Origin of the sequence: Bacillus sp. CH30_1T, from assembly GCF_008364765.1 — a bacterium.
GTDB lineage: Bacteria > Bacillota > Bacilli > Bacillales > Bacillaceae_B > Rossellomorea.
On sequence record NZ_VTUY01000002.1, the window covers coordinates 408,672 to 429,115 of the forward strand.

Consider the following 20,444-nt stretch of genomic DNA (forward strand, 5'->3'; position numbering starts at 1 on the left):
AAGAATCATTATAGCAATTTTTTACAGATTTTGTTTACTATTATGAGTGAAATTTTCACTTATATGGTATGAATTTTTTTAGTAAAAATGGCCAGTCCCCAGTATGCGTAGCGATAGCTTACTGGCGGACTGACCCTTTTTTTGCTATCTTTTATTTTTTTTCTTTTAGTCATGAAGAAACACGACTAATCATCCCCTTGCACTTTTCGCTTTTTACTATTAAAGTATATACTGGTTGAAATCCAGCCCAACTGGGAATGGATAAAACTGAAGTACTTTACTTTTTAATTATGGGAACATGTTTTCCTTAAGGAAAGGGTTTAAATATATTATGAAAGATAATTTTTGGCATGAGTTGCCTCGGCCGTTTTTTGTTCTCGCACCGATGGAAGCCGTGACCGATGTCGTTTTCCGTCATGTCGTGAGTGAAGCGGCGAGACCTGACGTGTTTTTTACAGAGTTTACGAATACGGAAAGCTACTGCCATCCGAAAGGAAAAGACAGCGTACGCGGGCGTCTGACGTTCACTGCAGATGAACAGCCGATCGTCGCCCACATTTGGGGGGATAAGCCCGAATACTTCCGTGAAACGAGTATCGGTGTGGCTAAAATGGGCTTTCGCGGAATTGATATCAATATGGGCTGCCCTGTGCACAATGTCGCAGCAAACGGGAAAGGCTCCGGCCTGATCCGCCGCCCGGATGTCGCAGCGGAAATCATCCAGGCAGCCAAAGCGGGAGGACTCCCAGTCAGTGTGAAAACCCGTCTCGGCTATACCAAAGTGGAGGAATGGCGCGACTGGCTGAAGCACCTATTGGAACAGGATATTGTCAATCTTTCCATCCATCTACGTACGAAAAAGGAAATGAGTGATGTCGATGCTCACTGGGAGCTGATTCCTGAGATCAAAAAACTCCGTGACGAAATCGCTCCTAATACACTTTTGACCATCAATGGCGACATTCCTGACCGCCAGAAGGGACTTGAACTTGCGGAGAAATACGGCGTTGATGGCATTATGATCGGACGGGGGATCTTCCATAACCCGTTTGCTTTCGAAAAAGAGAAGAAAGAGCACACCAGTCAAGAACTGCTCGATCTCCTGAGACTGCAGCTCGACCTTCATGATAAATACTCCGAAGAACTCGAGCCAAGGCTATTCAAACCACTCCGCCGCTTCTTTAAGATTTACGTCCGCGGTTTCCGGGGAGCGAGTGAGCTGAGAAATCGTCTAATGGAATCAGAATCCACCGATGAAGTTCGGGCTCTGCTTGATGAGTATGCTGATGCAGTGAAAGATGAGGAAGGCTTTTCTGTGTCTAAGTAAAGCCCATTTCTTTTGAGAAAAGGGGTCAGACCTCCAGTGAGCATTAACTTACTGGCGGTCTGACCCCTTTTTCCCTTATTTAAACTTTTATTGCCTTTTTACAATTTAACTGATTCCTAAACCACTCTATGTTCCTTTTTGCTATCAGAACTTTTGGATGACCATATTACTATTGCGATACCTAGCATTAAGAGGAAAATTCCTAACCAAGAAGTTAAGCTTAAGTATTCGCCTAATATGAAAACTCCTAATAATGCTGCCGTTAATGGTTCTAAAAAAAGTTGTAATAAAGAATTGGAAAAATAGGGGGCGAGGATTGATTTATATCTTGTTTAGCATTTCTTTTTGATAACAACTTCAACCCTCTGTTTTACCACTATTTGTGGTACGGTTCACCCCGATTAATCCGAAACGCCCGATAAATCTGCTCCACCAGAATCAACCGCATCAATTGATGGGGAAAGGTCATCTTTGAAAAAGAAAGGGTCTCATTGGATCTCTTGATCACATCATCACTCAATCCAAGTGATCCACCGATAACAAACGCCACTTTGCTTTTCCCGTACGTAGCTAGCTTGTCCAGATTATCGGCAAGATCTTCCGATGAGCGCATCTTGCCTTGGATTGCAAGGGCAATGACATGGTGATCAGGGGAGATCTTAGCCAGGATCCGTTCGCCTTCTCTATTCTTCACTTGCTCCATTTCAGATTCACTCAACACTTCCGGAGCTTTTTCGTCGGCAAGCTCGACGATTTCTATCTTTGCATAAGCTCCTAATCGCTTTACATATTCACCTATTCCTTGCCTTAAATATTTCTCTTTTAATTTACCAACCGTTACAATGGTGATATTCACTATCCACACTCACTTTACAAACAATTTACAAACACGTTATCCACAGACTTTATCCACATATCCACAAAACCAATCCACATATCGTATGAGAATATTAGTTCGCCACTATATATATTGCGTTATTCCCACAATATTCACAAGTTGTGGATAACTTCTTTTCTTCAGAAAGCTCAGTCAGTTGAGGCGCTACCTCATGCTCATCGACGACAATATCCATGGCTAATTCTACATGCTCTAAGCAGCAGTAAATCATGGCGTTTCCTCCTAATCTTCGGTTAAATTTTAGAGTATATACTTATCCACAGTTATCATATCATGTAAAGAAAAAGCAGGAAAGGGCACCTGGCCTTCCTGCTTTTCGCTTATCCACATTCTATAATCGGGATTCGTCAGTCAGTTTCATGGATACTTCTTTCTTTTCCCCGTTTCGATAGAGCGTGACTTTCATTTGATCGTTTACGTTTTTTTTGTTATATAGATGCTTTCTTAATTCAATGACATTTTCAATTTTCTCTCCGTCAAGCTCAGTAATCACATCCAGCTCTTGTAAGCCGGCCTGGGCAGCTGGAGAATTGGGAACGGTTTGTCTGATCATGACACCATAATTGATTTCTTTCGGAAGCTTCAACGTTTCCTGCTGATGATAGGCAGAAATTTTATTCACATCCTCCAGAGTCACACCCATTGCAGGACGCTTGACCTCACCGTACTGCTCAAGGTCTTCAATAATCGGCTGAGCATAGTTGATCGGGATGGCAAGTCCGATCCCTTCAACTGCACTCTGTGCGATTTTCATGGAGTTGATTCCAATTAACTGACCGGAAATATTAATGAGGGCTCCACCACTGTTCCCTGGGTTGATGGCTGCATCGGTTTGGAGAACTTCTGCATTCCAATCTTCCATTCCATCCTGATTTATATCGACCGGAATCGTTCTCTCTACACCTGAAACAACCCCCTGTGTGACGGAACCGGAAAATTGCAGTCCAAGCGGGTTACCAATCGCAATAACAGGTTCACCCGCTTTAAGCTTATCAGAATTTCCAAACTCGGCAATGTCATCTTTCTTGATTTTGCTTCCATCGATTTCGATTACAGCGAGGTCTGTCCAAATATCCGCACCACGCATTTCAGCAGGTACCTTGGTCCCATCCGCAAGCGTCACTTCCAGCTGATCTGCTCCTTCTACCACGTGATTATTGGTCACAATATAGACTTTATTGCCTTCTTTCTTATACATTACCCCGGATCCTGTACCCGCCTGTTGATCCTGTGTTTGTCCTTCACCCTGTCCCCAGAAGCTTTGAGATTGAATGTTCGTGATTCCTACAACAGAATCTCCGGATTTCTCAACGGCTTTCGTCACATCCGTTGTCACATCGACAGAAACACTTTGAGTAGCACCATTATGATACGCATCATCCGTTTCTTTCAGGTCCTCGTCGGGTTGAATTGAATATGGTAAGATGTCTAAGTTGGTTAACTGAGGAATCGCCACAATGACCAATATGGCTCCCAGTACCACTCCCATTAGCCCTGCAAGGAACATTCCTCCCCGATTGCCCTTTTGCCTGCTTCTGCTTCCAGAATTATGATCTGAATCATAGTATCCCATCTAACTTCATCCTTTCTGCCAACTATTCCTTTTGTTATTTTATCTTTACAAGCATGATTATAGTCAGATTAAATTAAAAAATGATGAAAAAAGTGTAAGAATTTCATATACTTACTGGATATGTAAATACAAAAAGAAGACAAAAAAAGGTGAAGACATCAGCCCTCACCTTCTTCATACCTTCAAAAGAAAAATCGCAAACATTTGAATCGGTTTAAATCGCAACTAAAGGTGTTGGTACTTTAGGGTCCGTATCAAATAAATCAATTTGTTCTCCTACTACTATTCCTTGTGACTCGAGTGTTTGCGTCACACTCATTCTGGCTAGATCTTTCATATTGTTATCCAGGCTCAAATGGGCCAGGTAAATCCCTTTAGTATTATCACCCATCACTTCACTCATGGCAATGGCAGCATCCTCATTAGAAACATGTCCATAATCACCAAGAATTCGACGCTTTATATTCCACGGATACCGGCACATTCGGAGCATGCCCACATCATGATTACTTTCAAATACATACGCATCGGCATTGGAAATGATCCCTTTCATCCGATCACTTACATATCCCGTGTCCGTTACCAGAACAAGCTTTTTCTCTCCCTGGTGGAAAATATAGAACATTGGCTCTGCCGCATCATGTGAAACCCCGAAGGACTCAATGCTCAATCCTCCAAAGTGCTTGGCTGTTTCCATATCAAACGAAAACTTCTGTTCCGTATCTATTTTCCCTACTAACCCGTCCATGGCATTCCATGTCTTATCGTTGGCATAGATAGGAAGCTTGTACTTTCTCGCAAGCACACCGATTCCCTTAATATGATCACTATGCTCGTGGGTAACAAGAATACCCGATAAATCTTCTATCTTTCGATCAATCTGACTGAACAGTCCTTCCATCTGCTTCCCGCTCAATCCTGCATCGACAAGAAAGGAATGCTCTTCCGTCTCCACAAATATCGCATTTCCTGTACTGCCACTGGCAAGCACACTAAAATGCATGGTCATATCTCTCACTCCATTGTTTCTTTTTCTGGTTTGGTCACTTCGAAAATCTGTCCTTCAACTGCATTAATAAATAGGTCTTCCTTATTATCACCTGATTCAACAACAAAGTGCCAAGTTGGTGCCAAGACTTGGGATTCTTCACGCGATAAAAAAGTATAGTATCCCAGTTCAGGTGTTTTGATCGTACTGCCCGTGCTTATCTTATGATTGGTCCACAAAACCTGAAGAGCTTGAAGAGGAGTAAGCAGGCTTTTCTTTTCCCCGCTTAATTCTTCTAAATCCTCAAGCAGTGTTTGTTTGTAAGAGACGATATCACTTTCTTTATTTAGAATAAGGATCACTTTACCATTTGAATTGTTAAAAATCTGTCTGTCCTTATACGTCTGATAGTAAATAATCGTTTGTTCATCTTCATTATAATTCCAGAAGCTGTACTTTTCACCGCCTACGACCTGATTTTTCATAAAATCGTTTAATTCATCAGGTGAAAACTTTTCACTTATGGGATATGGCTCTTCTAACGTTGAATGAATTGTATTATCCGTGACGACACTGACATCTTGATTTTTCAACTTTTCAATTTCCTTCTCCGTGAACATTTTCGTTTTTGCACTTATATAGGCTTCTTTCATTGATTCCTTTGAAAGATTTTTTGGATAATCAATTTTATCAGTCTTTAATTGCTCTTCAAAGGTAACTTGACTTAACGTTTCTGGATTACTTTCAGAAACTTTGTTAACGAACAACGACATTAAAAAGATATCTAAAATAAGAAAGACAATAATAAAAATGCTCTTCGTTTTACTCCAGTCCAATTCCAAGCCCCTCCTGTTCTTCCAAAGGTAGGCGTAACCAATTACCATCGTATTTATAATACCAGGAAGGTTCAAATACAAGGAATTTTCTATTCGATTCATTAGTATCTCTAGTCATCTTATATCCGACAATGACATCTTCTACATACTCCAGGTTGATCGTATCATCCTTTGCCAAAAGATATAAAACGGTAGATCCGGATGGCAATCTCACCTCATTTACACTATCAAACCGCAGATCATAATCTAATTTAAAGTACGGACGATTGTACTCGTTAATCGACTCCTGACCCATGATTTGAGAAATTTCAGCCATCCCATTTTCATTAAAAACAGGATAATTTTGCACAAATAGCCGATAGACAATTTTATTCTCAAGAGGGCTGATCGAGAAGAATTGATATTGATCGGTCCAGCCACCATGATCATTCACAAACTCCATGCTTTTTTGAAGCAGCTCTGTCGCAGATGATCCTCCATTTTTTTCTTCTGATGGATTCACATAAGACAACGTGTTATGTTCTTTATTCGTTTTTAATAAACTATATACATTTGTAAATTTTTCGCCCTGCTCTGTAAATCCCTTATCTACACTATTGGGGTCACTAAACAGTGCTTGAACATATTCTTCGGGGGAATCAAGGTCCGAATAATATCTATAGCTGATATAATCCTCAGCATCTTTGGGCAGAAATATCGTTTTTTTATTATTTAATGGCTGCTCTATATATTCATCAAAATTATAAACGGCTTTTTGAACAAAGCTCTTTTCGAAAGCTTCTAAACTAGCACGGTCTACCCGGCTTTCATAAAATTTCTTTTCTCCTTCTTCATATAAAACAAAATATACGGAACCTGTATCTGAACCGTTATTATTCAGGTCGATAATGATTCGGTTAAATGATCCGTTCAGGGTGTTTTTCTCCTCTAATTTTAACACTTGACTATAAATAGAGAGTGGAACATTGTCTGGGAAAACAATTTCTACCTTTTTCTCACCGTGTATAACAGATTTGATTTCTGACATATTATACTCTCTTGAAAGATCTTTCATATCAAACAATGTCCAGGTTCTTAATTGTTCAATAACCTTATTGATTTCGAATTCATCCGAAGTCCCGACTGTCTTACTTCCTGAATGATAGAAAAGTTTAAACGGTTTGATTAGAACGCTGTTCAGTTCATTCTCAGGTATCTTGTCTCCCACGGCAACTTCGTAAGCTTCATCTTTATTAATCGTATCGTACCCTGGTTGATACGTCCAAAGATTGAAGGTAAGAAATATACTTATGAATACGAGCAGCGTTAGAATTATCGATTTAATTTTTTCGTAATTCATGACCAATCATCCTCTTGAGTGGAATCATATGGGAGAGTGAATGTGATGGTGGTTCCTTTTCCTTCAGTACTTGTCGCCCATACGTCACCACCATGTGCTGAAATCATCTCTTTTGCTATGGCAAGACCAAGTCCTGTGCCACCCATTTGTCTTGTTCTGGCTTTATCGACACGATAGAAACGCTCAAATATTTTCTCCAGATTTTCTTTCGGGATCCCTAATCCTTGATCTGATACACTGATTTCAATATATCCGTTCTTTTCTATGGTTTTAAATGTAATGGTTCCGCCCTCTGGTGAATATTTCAAAGCGTTCGAAATGATGTTATCCAAAACCTGTGTGATTTTATCCTGATCCACTTCCACAAACATTGCTTTGTCTGGTAAGAAACGGTTAAAGGTCACATTGACATTCTTAGTCATTTCAAATCGATCAATGATTTTATTGAAAAAGAGAATGAAATCAACCCAATCTTTATTAAAACGATAGTCTTTACTATCCATTTTCGATAATTGAAGAAGATCATTTACTAACCGAATCATTCTCTCCGTCTCATTTTGAGTAACATCAAGGAATTGAGGTGCGATGTTTTCATCTTGCCATGCCCCTTCTGCTAATGCCTCTAAGTAACTCCTCATCGTTGTAAGCGGAGTACGAAGTTCGTGGGACACATTTGCAACAAATTCCCGTCTCTCTAAATCAATTTTCTCCTGCTCCGTAATATCATGTAACACCGTTATCAGACCGTTCACAAACCCGGTCTCTTTTTGAATAATGGAGAAATTCGCCCGTAAGATATAAGGTTTTTCTTTAGTACTGTAATCTAAAATGATCGAATCCTGTTCATTGGACAGATCATCAAACGTGTATTCCTCATCCAATCCCAGTAAGGATACAATGGGTTGAGAAACGACTGTTTCACGTGAAACATTCAGCATATCCGCTGCAGGATCATTAATCAGAATGACCCGTCCTTTTCGATCTGTTGCAATGACACCATCGGTCATATAGGAAAGCACGGAAGAAAGCTTTCTTCTCTCGCCCTCCGTCGTAGCTTGGGCTTCTTGAAGACGTTTGGTCAAATTATTGAATGTAATCGCAAGCTGACCTATTTCATCGTACCCGTAGACCTTTACTTTTCTGGAAAAGTTCCCTTTTGCCATAGCGAGTGCTTGTTTTCTCATATCAGATATCGGCCTTGTCACGGTTTGAGCCAATAACACACCCAAAATCGCTGTTATGACCAGGGCAATTAAGGTGCCATTCGTAAAAATCTTGTTGATTTCATTCATTTGGTCATAAACCGATTCAATTTCACCGACAAGATAAATAGCACCAATGACTTCTTCATTTGAAGTTATTGGTGCTGTATACACCCAGATTCGATCTCTCGTTTTATCATCAAGATAGATATCCTCATGACCTAAACCTACAGCGAGGGCTCTTTTAACCTCTTTCTCCCCACTAACCTGACCAACTAGACTCTGATTATTTGGGTCTGAGGTGCCAATAATTTTGCTTCTATCATTAATCACTCGAATTTCGGATATATCAGATGTTTGACTATCATCTAATACTCTCCCGATATCCTCTTCGAGTGTGGGATCATCTTCACTCCGTTTCTTTACTATTTCTTCACGAATTGTATACTCTAATAATTCCACTCTATTTTTAATAGAAGTTTGGAAATTATCGACGAGCTTCTCTTCTAAGGCCCTTACAAAATATACACCGATAATCTGCATGGCGAGAAGAATGAGCAGAACATAAATCAAAACGAATTTCAGATGTATGGAACGGGTTAAACCAACTTTCTTCATTACAAATTACTCCTGTTCAGGATTTCGTAAGTAATAACCGACTCCTCTACGTGTTACGATCCAGGTAGGGTGACTTGGGTTGTCTTCAATTTTCTCACGAAGACGTCTGACGGTAACATCGACCGTACGTACATCTCCGTAGTAATCATAACCCCAAACAGTCTGAAGCAAATGTTCACGGGTCATCACTTGTCCAATATGCTTCGCTAAGTAATGAAGAAGCTCAAACTCACGATGTGTCAGCTCAATCGTTTCTCCTCTTTTAGAAACAACATACGCATCCGGATGGATGGTTAAAGAACCTACCGTAATTTCATTGTTCTCATCTTCAGCATTTTGCTGTGCCCCTTGCTGATGGCGTCGCAGATTAGCTTTCACACGGGCAATCAATTCACGTGTACTAAAAGGTTTCGTTACATAATCATCAGCACCCAGTTCTAATCCCAGTACCTTATCAATTTCAGAGTCTTTCGCTGTCAGCATAATGATAGGCATTTCATACTTCTTCCTGATTTCACGGCAAACTTCCATTCCATCACGATTCGGAAGCATAATATCAAGAAGAACAAGATCAGGCTTGATTTCTTCAGCCATCTTGACGGCTTCGTCTCCATCATACGCACAATGTACTTCATAACCTTCTTTTTTCAAATTAAACTGTAGTATATCTGCAATTGGTTTCTCATCGTCAACGACTAATATTTTCTTCTCCATGTCAATTGATCTCCTTTAGAAAAAAGTAATGTATCATATAAAGTTGTGATTAGTATAGGATTCTTCCTTTAAATTTATCACTATCTCCATATTAATTCATCTTTAACTCTATCATAACCTTTATTTCATTTCTTTTTGACTACAATCTAAATATAACAAAGGGGACTGACAAATAAAATGATTGTGTCAGTCCCATGATTGATTACCTATATACAATTACAATACATCTAATGGATTGATAAGTGATCCATTTTTGTAAACTTCGATATGCAGGTGAACACCGGTAGATTCACCAGTTGAGCCCATGATACCGATTTTTTGACCTCTTTCCACCGTTTGACCGGCAGAAACAGAAATGGAATCTAAATGAGCATAAATCGTTTTATATCCATTTCCATGATCGATCACAACTTTATTTCCATAACCGCCATCGTCCCAACCGGCAGAAACGACTCTTCCGTTATCAACGGATTTAATTGTAGGATTATCTGGTCGCGCAATGTCGATCCCTTTATGAACTTTACCCCATCTTGGTCCTTGTTTAGAGGAAATATAACCGCCATTTGTCGGCCATGCAAAGTTTCCTGATCCCCTTGATGGAGTTGCTTTTGTTCCTTTAATGACAATATATTTCACTGGATCTTTTAATTTCTTCTCTTCTTTTACATTTTTCTCGATTTGAGAACCGTTCACTTCTGTTGTTTCAAACGTAACGGATTTCTCACCTTCTTGACCTTCCTGCTTCACTTTTGTATCGCCTTTATTCATAGAAGAGTCTTCTATTACTTCTTTCTCATAGGCAATCTTTTTAATCTTGTTAGCTTCTTTCTTAACAAGTACATGGACAAGAGGTTCATAGACGGTCACATTTAACTCCGAACCGACTTTAAGGGCATCGTCTTTTTTCAGCTCTGAGTTTAATTCCAGCAACTTCCCTGTGGTTAGCTGATGCTCTTCTGCAATCGTACCAAGAGCATCACCTTCTTGAACCTTATATTTTTTTTCTTCTAAGGTACCCTTCTTAAGAAGATCTGCAGCTTCCTTAGAAGACATCATTTCTTCCGGCTCCACTTGCGTCTTCTTCATCTCTACCTCTTCTTTAAAAGAAACTTCTAATAAACGTGTTTCATTTTCCTTTAAAGCGGGTAGAGAAGAGGATGAAGAGTCACTTTTTCGCGCTTCCAATTCGCTTAACTCATCTTCAGAAACATAGTTGAGCTTAAAAGTCTTTAAAGCATCATCAGCAGCCTGTTCGTCTTTAACATAAGCAACGGGTTTATTGTTCACAACTAAAGCAAAAGCATTTGCTTCAACCGATACTGATTTATTTAGGTTCTCAATAACCTTTTGATTGTTTGTTTTCGTAGCAGAAAACACATTCTCAGGTATGTACGTTACATCATGAGTAAAATCAACCTGGAAATCCGTGTATTCCTTCTTAGCCTCATACAGTTTCTCATCCAAAATAGCTTCTACTTCTTCCTGATTCGTAACAGCACCTACATACTCACTACCCATATATACATGATAGATGGTTTGCAGATCTTCATCCGTTCCTGTACTTGCTGCCGCAGATGAAAAAGTTAGAGTCGTAAGAGCGAGAGTTGTAATCCCTACTCTTTTTACAAATTGATTGGATCTATGTCGAATATTAAGTTTTTTATATTTTTCTAAAATGGGTGTTAATTTCTCTCCAAAACTCATTGAGTTGCCTCCTATAAACTAAAGCAAAAATCCCAGTTACGGTAGTTCATTAAGCCTAATTTAGTAAAATTATATAAAATTCGTACTTTACTAATTTACCATAATTCGACGAAATCCGGGACACAGAATTAAGATTGTAATAAAACTGTATAATTGATTAGAATTCAAAGAAAGCGCTTCAATGGTGTTTTTAGCGTCACAGTGGGAACCAGGTGGGTCTAAAGGTGGATGAGCCGTTGAAACAATCATGGTAGAAATTAGAGGAATTTTATAATGTTTTGTTACAATAGTGTTACAAAGGCAAATAAAAAAGTACTACGAGAGTCAAGTCGTCGCAGTACTTTTTGTAAGATGGCTCAGGACGGAATCGAACCGCCGACACATGGATTTTCAGTCCATTGCTCTACCAACTGAGCTACTGAGCCATATCGTTTTAAAAGAATCAAATATGTAAATGGCGGTCCGGACGGGACTCGAACCCGCGACCTCCTGCGTGACAGGCAGGCATTCTAACCAACTGAACTACCGGACCAAAAATTTTTGCGATAGCAAAATATTTTTCCTTGAATTGCTTTAGCAAAATAACTTTCATTACCTTGCGATAGCAAAATATTTTTCATTGAATTGCTTTAGCAAAATATTTAATGAAGCTACATCAACTAACCTATCAATCTCACTTCAAAAAATAAAAATGACCCATACGGGATTCGAACCCGTGTTACCGCCGTGAAAGGGCGGTGTCTTAACCGCTTGACCAATGGGCCATGTAGAGAGAAAAAAATGGTGAGCCATGAAGGATTCGAACCTTCGACCCTCTGATTAAAAGTCAGATGCTCTACCAACTGAGCTAATGGCTCTAAGTATATATAAACACTAATAGCAAGCTTGATCAGAGCCGCTTTCGTGACAACGAAATTAATATTATCACAGTATGAATGTCGAGGGCAATAGTTTTTTTGGATTTATTGTCGAAAATTATTTCTTGGGGAATAATTTAGAGGGATTTCCGATATAAAGTATTTCTTAAAGCTATTTGTGCTTAGAAGGCAAAGTGTGGACTCGCCCTTTTCCTTTCCCACGATAACCTACACATACGGAGTTTAATATTCTTGTTGCAAGGGCAGGTGAAGAAATCTTTAAAAAGTCTTTCAGTTGTTGTCCGGTAATTTCTTCTCCAAAAAGCAGATTGTAATGCTCGAGTGCCTTAAGATGAGCTACTTTCGACTTTGTTTTACAATTAGGACAGGACCAGTATCCATGCACTCTATCTAAGGGAAGATAACTACAAATCTCACAAAATACTCCATTTATTATTTCTTGTCTGGATATATTATATTGATTTAGTACTGAGGGGTTCAGTGGGGTATCAAATTTTTTTATTAGCTTAATCATCCTTCTAATATCTCTATCCAGTAAAATATTTTTATGAGATTCATTATTCATTTGAGAAATTTTTTTGGGGAGCAAAGCAGCGTGGATGACCTTTTGACTTACATTCTTATCATTTGAACGAATAATTGTCTGGGGGTTACTGATAACGATGAGTGTGTGGATTGGGATTGGAGGGAAATGATGCTCATGTAACCATGATTTAAATTGAGATTCTTACCTGCCAATTTGAATAATAGGGTCAGGCAGTGCAATTTCAACACCGTTCTTCTTCTGTATCATTTGATGAAATGTTGAATCAAATTCTATCGACCCGGCTATATTTTTCACTTCTAAAATGAGTGCAAAGCTTTTTGTTAATAGTAAAGTATCAATCTGGAAATATCGACCGTTTATAAAGAGGCGTAAGTCATGAAGAATATAAAAGGATTTGTCGGGGAGAAGGCTTAAAAAATAGTCGATTGATTTCTCTCCATTATAACCGGCTAAACTTTTTGAGAGGTTTTCTTTAATAAAGTTTGTTTTAGAATGGGTCTCAAGGATACGTAAGAGTAGGACCTGCAGTTTTTGAATTTTAATCGGAAAAGGACGTTCTTTAATGATCATTTCATCACTCCAATACTAATTTTTTATTTATATTCTACTTTTATTAAAGAAACCCTGCTTTTTTCTGATGATATCTTAACAATAAATTGATGCGAGAGAGGTTTATTTTCAAAACTTGACCTTTTATTTTCAAAAATAGTATTTTATTTTCAAAAACCTCACTTTTATTTTCAAAACTGGAAATTTATTTTCAAAAATGCATTAAATCCGATAATACTAGAACTCACCAGCATAAAAAGACCCACCACCAGAGCACCAACACAACGCTCCAGCAGCAGATCTCCATCATAACCAATATTAATAAGTCAAACTAGCAGCCACAACCAATCCCACTACAATTGCAGCAGAGAATAGGCTGAATCCAATGGCGATATTTCCTTCTTCCACTTTCTTCGCTAAATTCGTCTTAGGTGTTAGTACGTACTCAATGATCCAGTAGGCGATGACTTGAGTGGCGATACCGATGAGTCCCCAGATAAAGGCGTCGAGCAGATTCAAGCTGTTAGCCCAAACGGTGTAGATGACGATGGCGAGTCCGATGGCTTTTCCCCATAGTTTGAGGGCAACGGCAATGTTTCCCTCCCTGATTAAGGTAGCTTCAGAGAATTTGGTGGTAAATGCGAAAACGGTGATACCGAGGATCATCAGTCCAAGGCCCGTTCCGACGTGAGCTAGAAAGCTGAGTAAGGCTTCACTTGTTATGATTTGCATGAGTTTCTCTCCTTTTTAGTTCTCCTGTAATCCTACAGGCAGAAAGTATGATTCGTTATCGGTGATGGCGTTTCCGGCTCGTATTCCGATCGCACCGGCCGTGCCATTAATAATGAAACTGCCTACCATCAAACTTGCATCCTTTATTCCCTCATCCGTCTTAATCGCAGCAACAGGCAGAGGGATAAATTGTTGGAATACTGGCAGGGTCTGCTTATAGGTTTCTTTTTTATCCTGCAAAAGAATCTTTCCTGTCGCTTCCATGATCTTAACCGTATCTCCTTCACGGCCGAATGCCGGCTTTTGAACGTAGGTGATCCCATTCTCTTCGAAGTGTTCGGGATCTAAGTAAGTTGGCAGGAAATAGCGTTCGATCCATTGATGCTCTTCATCTGTATAGAAAGAACTATTTGCTTCATGAAGCCCCCATATGAGTGCTTGAACTCCTTTGGATTGCAGTAAAAAAGATGAGGGAGGGTTTAGGATTGCTATCTTTTTTTCAAATACCATTTGCATCAGGTCCAAGCCTACATAATCTTCTGTCAGTGGATCCTTATCTTCAATGAGATGTTCGACAGGATACGTCGGCCGGTATAATACATCAATCCGCTCCCCTTGAGGAGTATAAAGACCATCTTCTCGAATCTGCAGCTGATCCAGGCTCACATATTCAGACGGCACACCTGAAAGCTTTTGTAGATATTTTGTTGTCAAGTGATCCTCTTCGTGATCCTGGTGAGAGGTGAAGACGATCTTAGGTTCGCCTTCCCGTTGCAAAGACTTCCAAGAAGATAAGAGTGCCCGCTTTAGCTCTTTCGCTAACGCTACCTCGAATCCCTCATTAGGATTTGAACACCCGAAATACTGACAAACCTTTTCATTCACATGATAAAGCTCTTTGATGAAGGTGGGGGTATCGCTATTGAACTCTAATAGCTTGATTTCCCTACCACTTACAACGAAATCAAAGCGACCAACAATGCACTCTTGAGGAATGGACTTAAACCTTATATAGGAAAGAGATTCCTTTGGAAAACCTAGCTCCAGAAGGGTATTATCCTCCAGCTCACGAAGTAGATCCGCACTTTTTTGATAAATAGTGTACACTCTTCGGGATGCTTCATGAATCGCTGAAATCGTGTCACGTGATTCCATCTTAATATCCAATAACGAGTACTCCAAGTCATATAAATCATGCCAAAACTCCGGGATGCGCTGATAGAAAGCGTTTCTTTTATCGCGGTGAGAGGCTATCATATTATCCTCCGAACCCGCCTTTGGAGCCGCTTCCGATACCTGATTTGTAGCTCTTAGAGTACGATTTATAGCTTGAATAATTTTTTAGACTGGATTTATTTTTGAACATTCTACCAGCAAACCAAAAGTAGCCAAAGTGAGGGGAACGGTCGTCATCACAATAATACGTGCCGCTTTCGTCATCCCAATCCCAGTCATCACAGTCAACATCTGTCGGTTCAGGTGGAAGCTCCTGATTTCCACAGCCGGTTACCGATATCGCCATCACGGATGCGACTACCCCAGCCATCATTTTCTTCGTTTTGTTCATTATCTTTCCTCCTCCAGCTTATAGCCCGTTGTTTTTACATATAATATATACACATAGCGATCCTCATCGATTTCAGCAGAATCACGTTCCCATTCCACCCCATCAATATAATAATAAACAGAACCGATGACGCTTAGAATATCGAGATGATATTCATGGTGTTCTATTTTTAAAATAGGGTGGTTGTTTCGTGGATTCAGTTCGCGAATTTCCAGTACCAATCCTTCAGGTGGAAACAAGGGATCCGTAACAGGTTCTTCTTCATATATTTCTACATATAGTATAAATCGATCCCCTTCAATCGCTGAAGAAAGCTGACGATACGTCGCACCTTCTTTAACAAAAAATTCGCATTCCCTTCTAGCCAGGATTTGTTCTAATTCGATATCAGGGTAATGATAGATTGCTTCATACGTATCGTTGCCTTTTCGTAAACGGTATTCAAGTATTGGTCGTTTCATTTTTGACTCCAGCCTCCTGATTGGAAGGATATGATTTCATTAAATATACGAACCAGTGAGGAAAAGGTTTCATTCCTCAGGGATTCATTGGTATTATTGAACTATGATTTTTCCGTAAGGAGGATATGTATGATTATATTCCAAAGGCTTTGGAAACAGATTACGAAGATGGACTTCGGTTTCATTCTTCTATTATCCCTGATTATTATCCTGTTTGGAACCTTTGGCAGCCATTTTTTGGAACCTGATACATTTCAAACGCTTTTTGATGGGTTTTGGTGGACGATGACGACCTTGACCACTGTGGGATACGGAGATTATTTTCCCGTTTCGGTGGGAGGAAGGTTATTGGGAATCTTCCTGTTTATCTTTGGAATCGGTATTATCGGGGTGTTGATCAGTAAAACCGTTGATTCCATTACCACATTCCAGAAATTCAAAAGGGAGGGAAAGTTAGTGTATACATATGAAAATCATTATATCTACATCAATTGGTCGAAGAAAACGGAGAGAGCCATTGAAGAAATTCTTGCTCATGTGCCAGACGCTGAAATTGTGCTCATTGACATGCTTCCTATCACCCCCATTGAGCATGAACAGATTCATTTCATCCAAGGGGATCCTTCCGATGAAAATGTATTACTGAAGGCCAATATCTTTGAGGCCAAACGAGTGGCGATTTTCTCCGATTCAAAGATTGAAGATCCGTCCCTTGTTGATGGGAAAACTTTATTAATTGCGTCTGCCGTTGAGGGATTATCGAAAACGCATGGGAAACCAGTCCATACAATCGTAGAAGTGTCTGAAGATCGTCACATTCCAAAGTTCCAGCATATTGCTGTTGAGGATTTTATTTTATCGAATGATTCTGTTTCCCTACTGATGGCAAAAGCGACCCTTCATCCTGGAACGACTAATTTATTCAGACAGTTACTTAGTAAACGATACGGCAATAATATTCACGAATTCAAAGTAAAGGAGCATTGGAAGACCATTAAGCAGGCTTCTGAGGAGTTGCTGGAGAAGGGAGCTATTCTGCTCGCTGTGAATGATAATATGGATTTCACCGATGCCATGAACCGGGAGCTGCATGCTGATGACATTCTTTATGTCGTATGTCATGACAGAGTGTACGAACAATTAAATCAATAAAAACTCTCAGCCGCTTAAATGGCTGAGAGTTTTTTATGAATTAATTCGGGCTCCACACGCTTCGAACTACATTTGTTTGAGAGCGGTCGGGACCAACTGAGAAGATGGAAAGAGGAATACCAGTTAATTGAGATACGCGCTCTAAGTAGTGACGAGCGTTTTCTGGCAGATCCGTTAACGTTTTACATCCTGTAATATCTTCTGTCCAGCCTGGAAGCTCTTCATATACTGGCTCACATTCAGCAAGAATGTTCAGGTTAGCAGGGAATTCTTCCATGACTTCACCTTTATATTTGTATGCTACACAGATTTTTAAGTTTTCGATTCCAGTTAATACATCGATCGAATTCAATGAAAGATCTGTTAAACCACTAACACGACGGGCATGACGTACAACCACGCTGTCGAACCAGCCTACACGACGAGGGCGGCCGGTCGTTGTTCCGTACTCACGTCCTACTTCTCGGATTCTGTCTCCGATTTCGTTCGTCAGTTCAGTCGGGAAAGGTCCGTCCCCAACACGGGTTGTGTATGCTTTTGATACTCCAACGACGTGGTTGATTTTTGTCGGGCCAACTCCAGAACCGATTGTTACCCCGCCAGCTACCGGGTTAGAAGAAGTAACAAATGGATATGTACCTTGATCGATATCAAGCATTACCCCTTGAGCTCCTTCAAATAAAACGCGGCGGCCGTTATCAATCGCATCGTTCAATACAACGGATGTGTCTACAACGTAGTGCTTAATTTGTTGACCATACTCATAGTACTCATCCAGGATATCTTCAATATTGAAGCCTTCTGTTTCATAGAATTTTTCAAAAAGGCGGTTTTTCTCTTCCAGATTACGAGCAAGCTTTTCTTCAAAAGATTGACGATCCAGAAGATCTGCGATACGGATTCCGACACGTGCTGCTTTATCCATATAAGCAGGACCGATTCCTTTTTTCGTTGTACCGATTTTATTGGCACCTTTGCGTTCTTCATCAATTTCATCAAGCTTTAAGTGATATGGAAGAATCACATGTGCACGGTTGCTGATTCGCAGGTTGTCTGTTTTCACATCGCGATCGTGAAGATACTTCAACTCTTTCACTAGAGCTTTAGGATCGACAACCATCCCATTTCCGATAACGGATGTTTTTTCGTTATAGAAAATACCTGATGGAATTAAGTGTAATTTATATGTTTCTCCGTCAAACTTAATTGTATGACCCGCGTTGTTCCCACCTTGGTAACGCGCGATAACTTCTGCATGTTCAGAAAGGAAGTCAGTGATCTTTCCTTTTCCTTCGTCTCCCCATTGCGTACCTACTACTACTACTGAAGACATATTAAGCACCTCCGACGGGAATTAGTATTCCCTCTTTTATCAAACAAACTCATTTTATCAACACTAAAAAGGAAAGTCAATGAAAACACGAACGTTTATATAGGTAATTATATTTATGTTCGTATAAATGCATACTTTACGCTTCGATAATCCACTACTTTAAGAATCTTAAGATAAATAAAAAATTGAGGGGGTAGCATCAGGTTATGATAGCGCAATTTAGAAACTTTTGCTAATCTAAAATAAGCATTTTGAATTTTACACACAATTGAATACAGAGGTGACGATGAGATGATTAAACGTTTTTTCAGCTATTACCGGCCTCACCGGCGGCTTTTTTACATTGATTTTGCCTGTGCCGTGTTGGTTGGACTTTTAGAATTAGGATTTCCCATGGCGGTATCATGGTTTATCGATTCCCTTTTGCCTGAGGGAAACTGGAGTACCATATTGGCGGTTTCTGCCGGCCTGCTTGTTCTTTACCTACTTAGTTCGAGTATGCAATTCGTCGTGAACTATTGGGGGCATAAGCTCGGGATCAATATCGAAACGGATATGAGACGGGAATTGTTTCACCATGTTCAAAGACAATCCTTCCGCTTCTTTGATAATACGAAAACGGGTCATATTATGAGCCGAGTGACAAACGATCTGATGGACATAGGAGAGCTCGCCCATCACGGACCTGAAGATCTGTTCATCGCAGTCATGACCTTCATTGGTGCGTTTTGGATCATGCTCACAATAAATATGGAGCTTGCTCTGGTCGCTATTATTATTGTTCCATTTCTTGTTTGGCTTATTTCGTATTCGAATATTAAAATGAACGTAGCCTGGACAAAAATGTACGGAAATATCGCCGATGTAAACAGTCGCGTCGAGGACAGTGTTTCAGGGGCGCGGGTGGTTCAATCATTCACAAACGAGTCCTATGAAATGGAACGATTCAATGAAAATAACCAATTCTTCCGCAAATCCAAACTGAAAGCCTATAACGTGATGAGCGTGAATTTATCCGGAATCTACATTACGACTCGATTGATGACCTTGATCATTCTAGTATACGGAGCCTGGTTAAGCTTTTCCGGAGTGCTCTCTTATGGAGAACTCGTTGCCTTTATTCTTTATATCAATGTCCTGTTTAAACCGATCGACAAGATATCAGCCCTCCTTGAGTTATATCCGAAGGGAATGGCCGGTTTTAAACGGTTCACCGAGCTTATGGATATGGAACCTGATATTGAAAACCGTCCACATGCCATAGAAGTTCCCACTCTACGTGGAGATATTGCATTTGACGACGTTACGTTTGGTTATGAGTCAAACCGTCCTATTCTAAGAGATTTATCCTTTTCCATTCAATCAGGACAGACCGTGGCGTTTGTCGGACCTTCAGGTGCAGGGAAAACAACGATCTGTTCATTGATTCCACGCTTCTATGATATAGAAGATGGAGCCATCACCATTGATGGCATCGATATCAGGGAGATGACAAAGGAATCCTTGCGTGCTCAAATTGGCATCGTTCAGCAGGATGTATTCTTATTCACCGGGACTCTTCGGGAGAATATCGCCTATGGAAAACTTGATGCTACGCAGGAAGAAATTGAAGAAGCAACGAGACGTGCTCATCTGACCGATCTCATTGCATCCCTACCAGACGGATATGATACCCAAATCGGGGAAAGAGGGCTGAAGCTGTCAGGCGGTCAAAAGCAGCGCTTATCCATCGCCCGCATGTTCCTGAAGAATCCACGAATCTTGATTCTGGATGAAGCTACTTCCGCCCTTGATACCGAAACGGAAGCGATCATCCAAGAGGCATTAAATGAACTGGCAAAAGACCGGACCACCCTGGTCATCGCCCATCGATTGGCGACGATTCGTAAGGCTGACCGCATTCTGGTCGTCACCGAAAATGGGATTGCTGAAGATGGTACTCATGAAGAACTGCTCTCAAAAGAGGACGGCATCTTCACAAGACTTCATGCCCATCAACATGCAACCATTCTATAAAGAAAAAAAT

The 20,444-nt window shown here is 40.2% G+C and carries 19 protein-coding genes, 4 tRNA genes and 1 pseudogene; 3 read left to right on the top strand and 21 right to left on the bottom strand.

Annotated elements, in window-relative coordinates; all coding sequences use genetic code 11:
- Nucleotides 1-331: 331 nt before the first annotated feature.
- Complete coding sequence (locus F0342_RS05110) at nt 332-1,327, top strand: tRNA dihydrouridine synthase (RefSeq protein ID WP_149154922.1); 996 nt, start codon at nt 332-334, stop codon at nt 1,325-1,327.
- Between the two features lie 116 nt (nt 1,328-1,443).
- On the opposite strand, the pseudogene F0342_RS05115 reads toward F0342_RS05110, so the two are convergent.
- From F0342_RS05115 to F0342_RS05210, 20 genes and pseudogenes are all read right to left on the bottom strand, one after another.
- Nucleotides 1,444-1,599: pseudogene (locus F0342_RS05115) on the bottom strand (EamA family transporter); the annotation flags it as partial.
- Nucleotides 1,600-1,703: 104 nt separating this feature from the next.
- Nucleotides 1,704-2,183 carry a 23S rRNA (pseudouridine(1915)-N(3))-methyltransferase RlmH gene (gene rlmH, locus F0342_RS05120; protein ID WP_149154923.1) on the bottom strand — a complete coding sequence of 160 codons (480 nt, stop codon included), beginning with the start codon at nt 2,181-2,183 and terminating at the stop codon, nt 1,704-1,706.
- Nucleotides 2,184-2,277: 94 nt separating this feature from the next.
- Nucleotides 2,278-2,436, bottom strand: coding sequence for a CxxH/CxxC protein (locus tag F0342_RS05125; protein WP_113969385.1), 159 nt, complete (start codon nt 2,434-2,436; stop codon nt 2,278-2,280).
- Between the two features lie 120 nt (nt 2,437-2,556).
- Nucleotides 2,557-3,798 (bottom strand): S1C family serine protease, encoded by a 1,242-nt coding sequence (locus F0342_RS05130; RefSeq protein ID WP_149154924.1) that lies wholly within the window; start codon nt 3,796-3,798, stop codon nt 2,557-2,559.
- Nucleotides 3,799-4,012: 214 nt separating this feature from the next.
- On the bottom strand, nt 4,013-4,807 hold the full coding sequence (locus tag F0342_RS05135) for an MBL fold metallo-hydrolase (RefSeq protein WP_149154925.1): 795 nt from the start codon (nt 4,805-4,807) through the stop codon (nt 4,013-4,015).
- 5 nt (nt 4,808-4,812) lie between these two features.
- Nucleotides 4,813-5,622: a two-component system regulatory protein YycI gene (locus tag F0342_RS05140; protein WP_188048412.1), complete on the bottom strand. Its 810-nt coding sequence runs from the start codon at nt 5,620-5,622 to the stop codon at nt 4,813-4,815.
- Nucleotides 5,609-6,961, bottom strand: coding sequence for a YycH family regulatory protein (locus F0342_RS05145; RefSeq protein WP_149154927.1), 1,353 nt, complete (start codon nt 6,959-6,961; stop codon nt 5,609-5,611). Before F0342_RS05145 ends, F0342_RS05140 begins: the two co-directional genes overlap by 14 nt.
- Nucleotides 6,958-8,781 (bottom strand): cell wall metabolism sensor histidine kinase WalK, encoded by a 1,824-nt coding sequence (walK, locus tag F0342_RS05150; RefSeq protein WP_149154928.1) that lies wholly within the window; start codon nt 8,779-8,781, stop codon nt 6,958-6,960. The genes F0342_RS05145 and walK overlap by 4 nt, the downstream gene beginning before the upstream one ends.
- Before the next feature lie 6 nt (nt 8,782-8,787).
- The gene (gene yycF, locus F0342_RS05155) at nt 8,788-9,495 is read right to left on the bottom strand and encodes a response regulator YycF (RefSeq protein WP_113969391.1); all 708 of its coding nucleotides are present in this window, start codon (nt 9,493-9,495) and stop codon (nt 8,788-8,790) included.
- A 216-nt stretch (nt 9,496-9,711) separates the two neighbouring features.
- Nucleotides 9,712-11,199 (bottom strand): M23 family metallopeptidase, encoded by a 1,488-nt coding sequence (locus F0342_RS05160; protein ID WP_149154929.1) that lies wholly within the window; start codon nt 11,197-11,199, stop codon nt 9,712-9,714.
- A gap of 352 nt (nt 11,200-11,551) precedes the next feature.
- Nucleotides 11,552-11,624 (bottom strand) — tRNA-Phe (locus F0342_RS05165).
- A gap of 30 nt (nt 11,625-11,654) precedes the next feature.
- Nucleotides 11,655-11,731: transfer RNA gene (locus F0342_RS05170), tRNA-Asp, on the bottom strand.
- A 160-nt stretch (nt 11,732-11,891) separates the two neighbouring features.
- Nucleotides 11,892-11,963 (bottom strand) — tRNA-Glu (locus F0342_RS05175).
- Between the two features lie 17 nt (nt 11,964-11,980).
- Nucleotides 11,981-12,056: transfer RNA gene (locus tag F0342_RS05180), tRNA-Lys, on the bottom strand.
- Between the two features lie 172 nt (nt 12,057-12,228).
- On the bottom strand, nt 12,229-12,642 hold the full coding sequence (locus F0342_RS05185) for a hypothetical protein (protein ID WP_149154930.1): 414 nt from the start codon (nt 12,640-12,642) through the stop codon (nt 12,229-12,231).
- Nucleotides 12,643-12,804: 162 nt separating this feature from the next.
- Nucleotides 12,805-13,194 (bottom strand): nuclease-related domain-containing protein, encoded by a 390-nt coding sequence (locus F0342_RS05190; protein ID WP_149154931.1) that lies wholly within the window; start codon nt 13,192-13,194, stop codon nt 12,805-12,807.
- 297 nt (nt 13,195-13,491) lie between these two features.
- Complete coding sequence (locus F0342_RS05195) at nt 13,492-13,905, bottom strand: DUF350 domain-containing protein (RefSeq protein WP_148970568.1); 414 nt, start codon at nt 13,903-13,905, stop codon at nt 13,492-13,494.
- A gap of 15 nt (nt 13,906-13,920) precedes the next feature.
- Nucleotides 13,921-15,162, bottom strand: coding sequence for a glutathionylspermidine synthase family protein (locus F0342_RS05200; RefSeq protein WP_149154932.1), 1,242 nt, complete (start codon nt 15,160-15,162; stop codon nt 13,921-13,923).
- A gap of 1 nt (nt 15,163) precedes the next feature.
- Nucleotides 15,164-15,472, bottom strand: coding sequence for a hypothetical protein (locus tag F0342_RS05205; RefSeq protein WP_113969395.1), 309 nt, complete (start codon nt 15,470-15,472; stop codon nt 15,164-15,166).
- Nucleotides 15,472-15,933, bottom strand: coding sequence for a hypothetical protein (locus tag F0342_RS05210; protein ID WP_149154933.1), 462 nt, complete (start codon nt 15,931-15,933; stop codon nt 15,472-15,474). Before F0342_RS05210 ends, F0342_RS05205 begins: the two co-directional genes overlap by 1 nt.
- A gap of 129 nt (nt 15,934-16,062) precedes the next feature.
- Between F0342_RS05210 and F0342_RS05215 the strand changes: the two genes are divergently transcribed.
- Nucleotides 16,063-17,085 carry a potassium channel family protein gene (locus tag F0342_RS05215; protein ID WP_149154934.1) on the top strand — a complete coding sequence of 341 codons (1,023 nt, stop codon included), beginning with the start codon at nt 16,063-16,065 and terminating at the stop codon, nt 17,083-17,085.
- A gap of 40 nt (nt 17,086-17,125) precedes the next feature.
- On the opposite strand, the gene F0342_RS05220 is transcribed toward F0342_RS05215, so the two are convergent.
- On the bottom strand, nt 17,126-18,418 hold the full coding sequence (locus F0342_RS05220) for an adenylosuccinate synthase (RefSeq protein ID WP_149154935.1): 1,293 nt from the start codon (nt 18,416-18,418) through the stop codon (nt 17,126-17,128).
- A 291-nt stretch (nt 18,419-18,709) separates the two neighbouring features.
- Between F0342_RS05220 and F0342_RS05225 the strand changes: the two genes are divergently transcribed.
- Nucleotides 18,710-20,434: an ABC transporter ATP-binding protein gene (locus F0342_RS05225; protein ID WP_149154936.1), complete on the top strand. Its 1,725-nt coding sequence runs from the start codon at nt 18,710-18,712 to the stop codon at nt 20,432-20,434.
- Nucleotides 20,435-20,444: the final 10 nt, after the last annotated feature.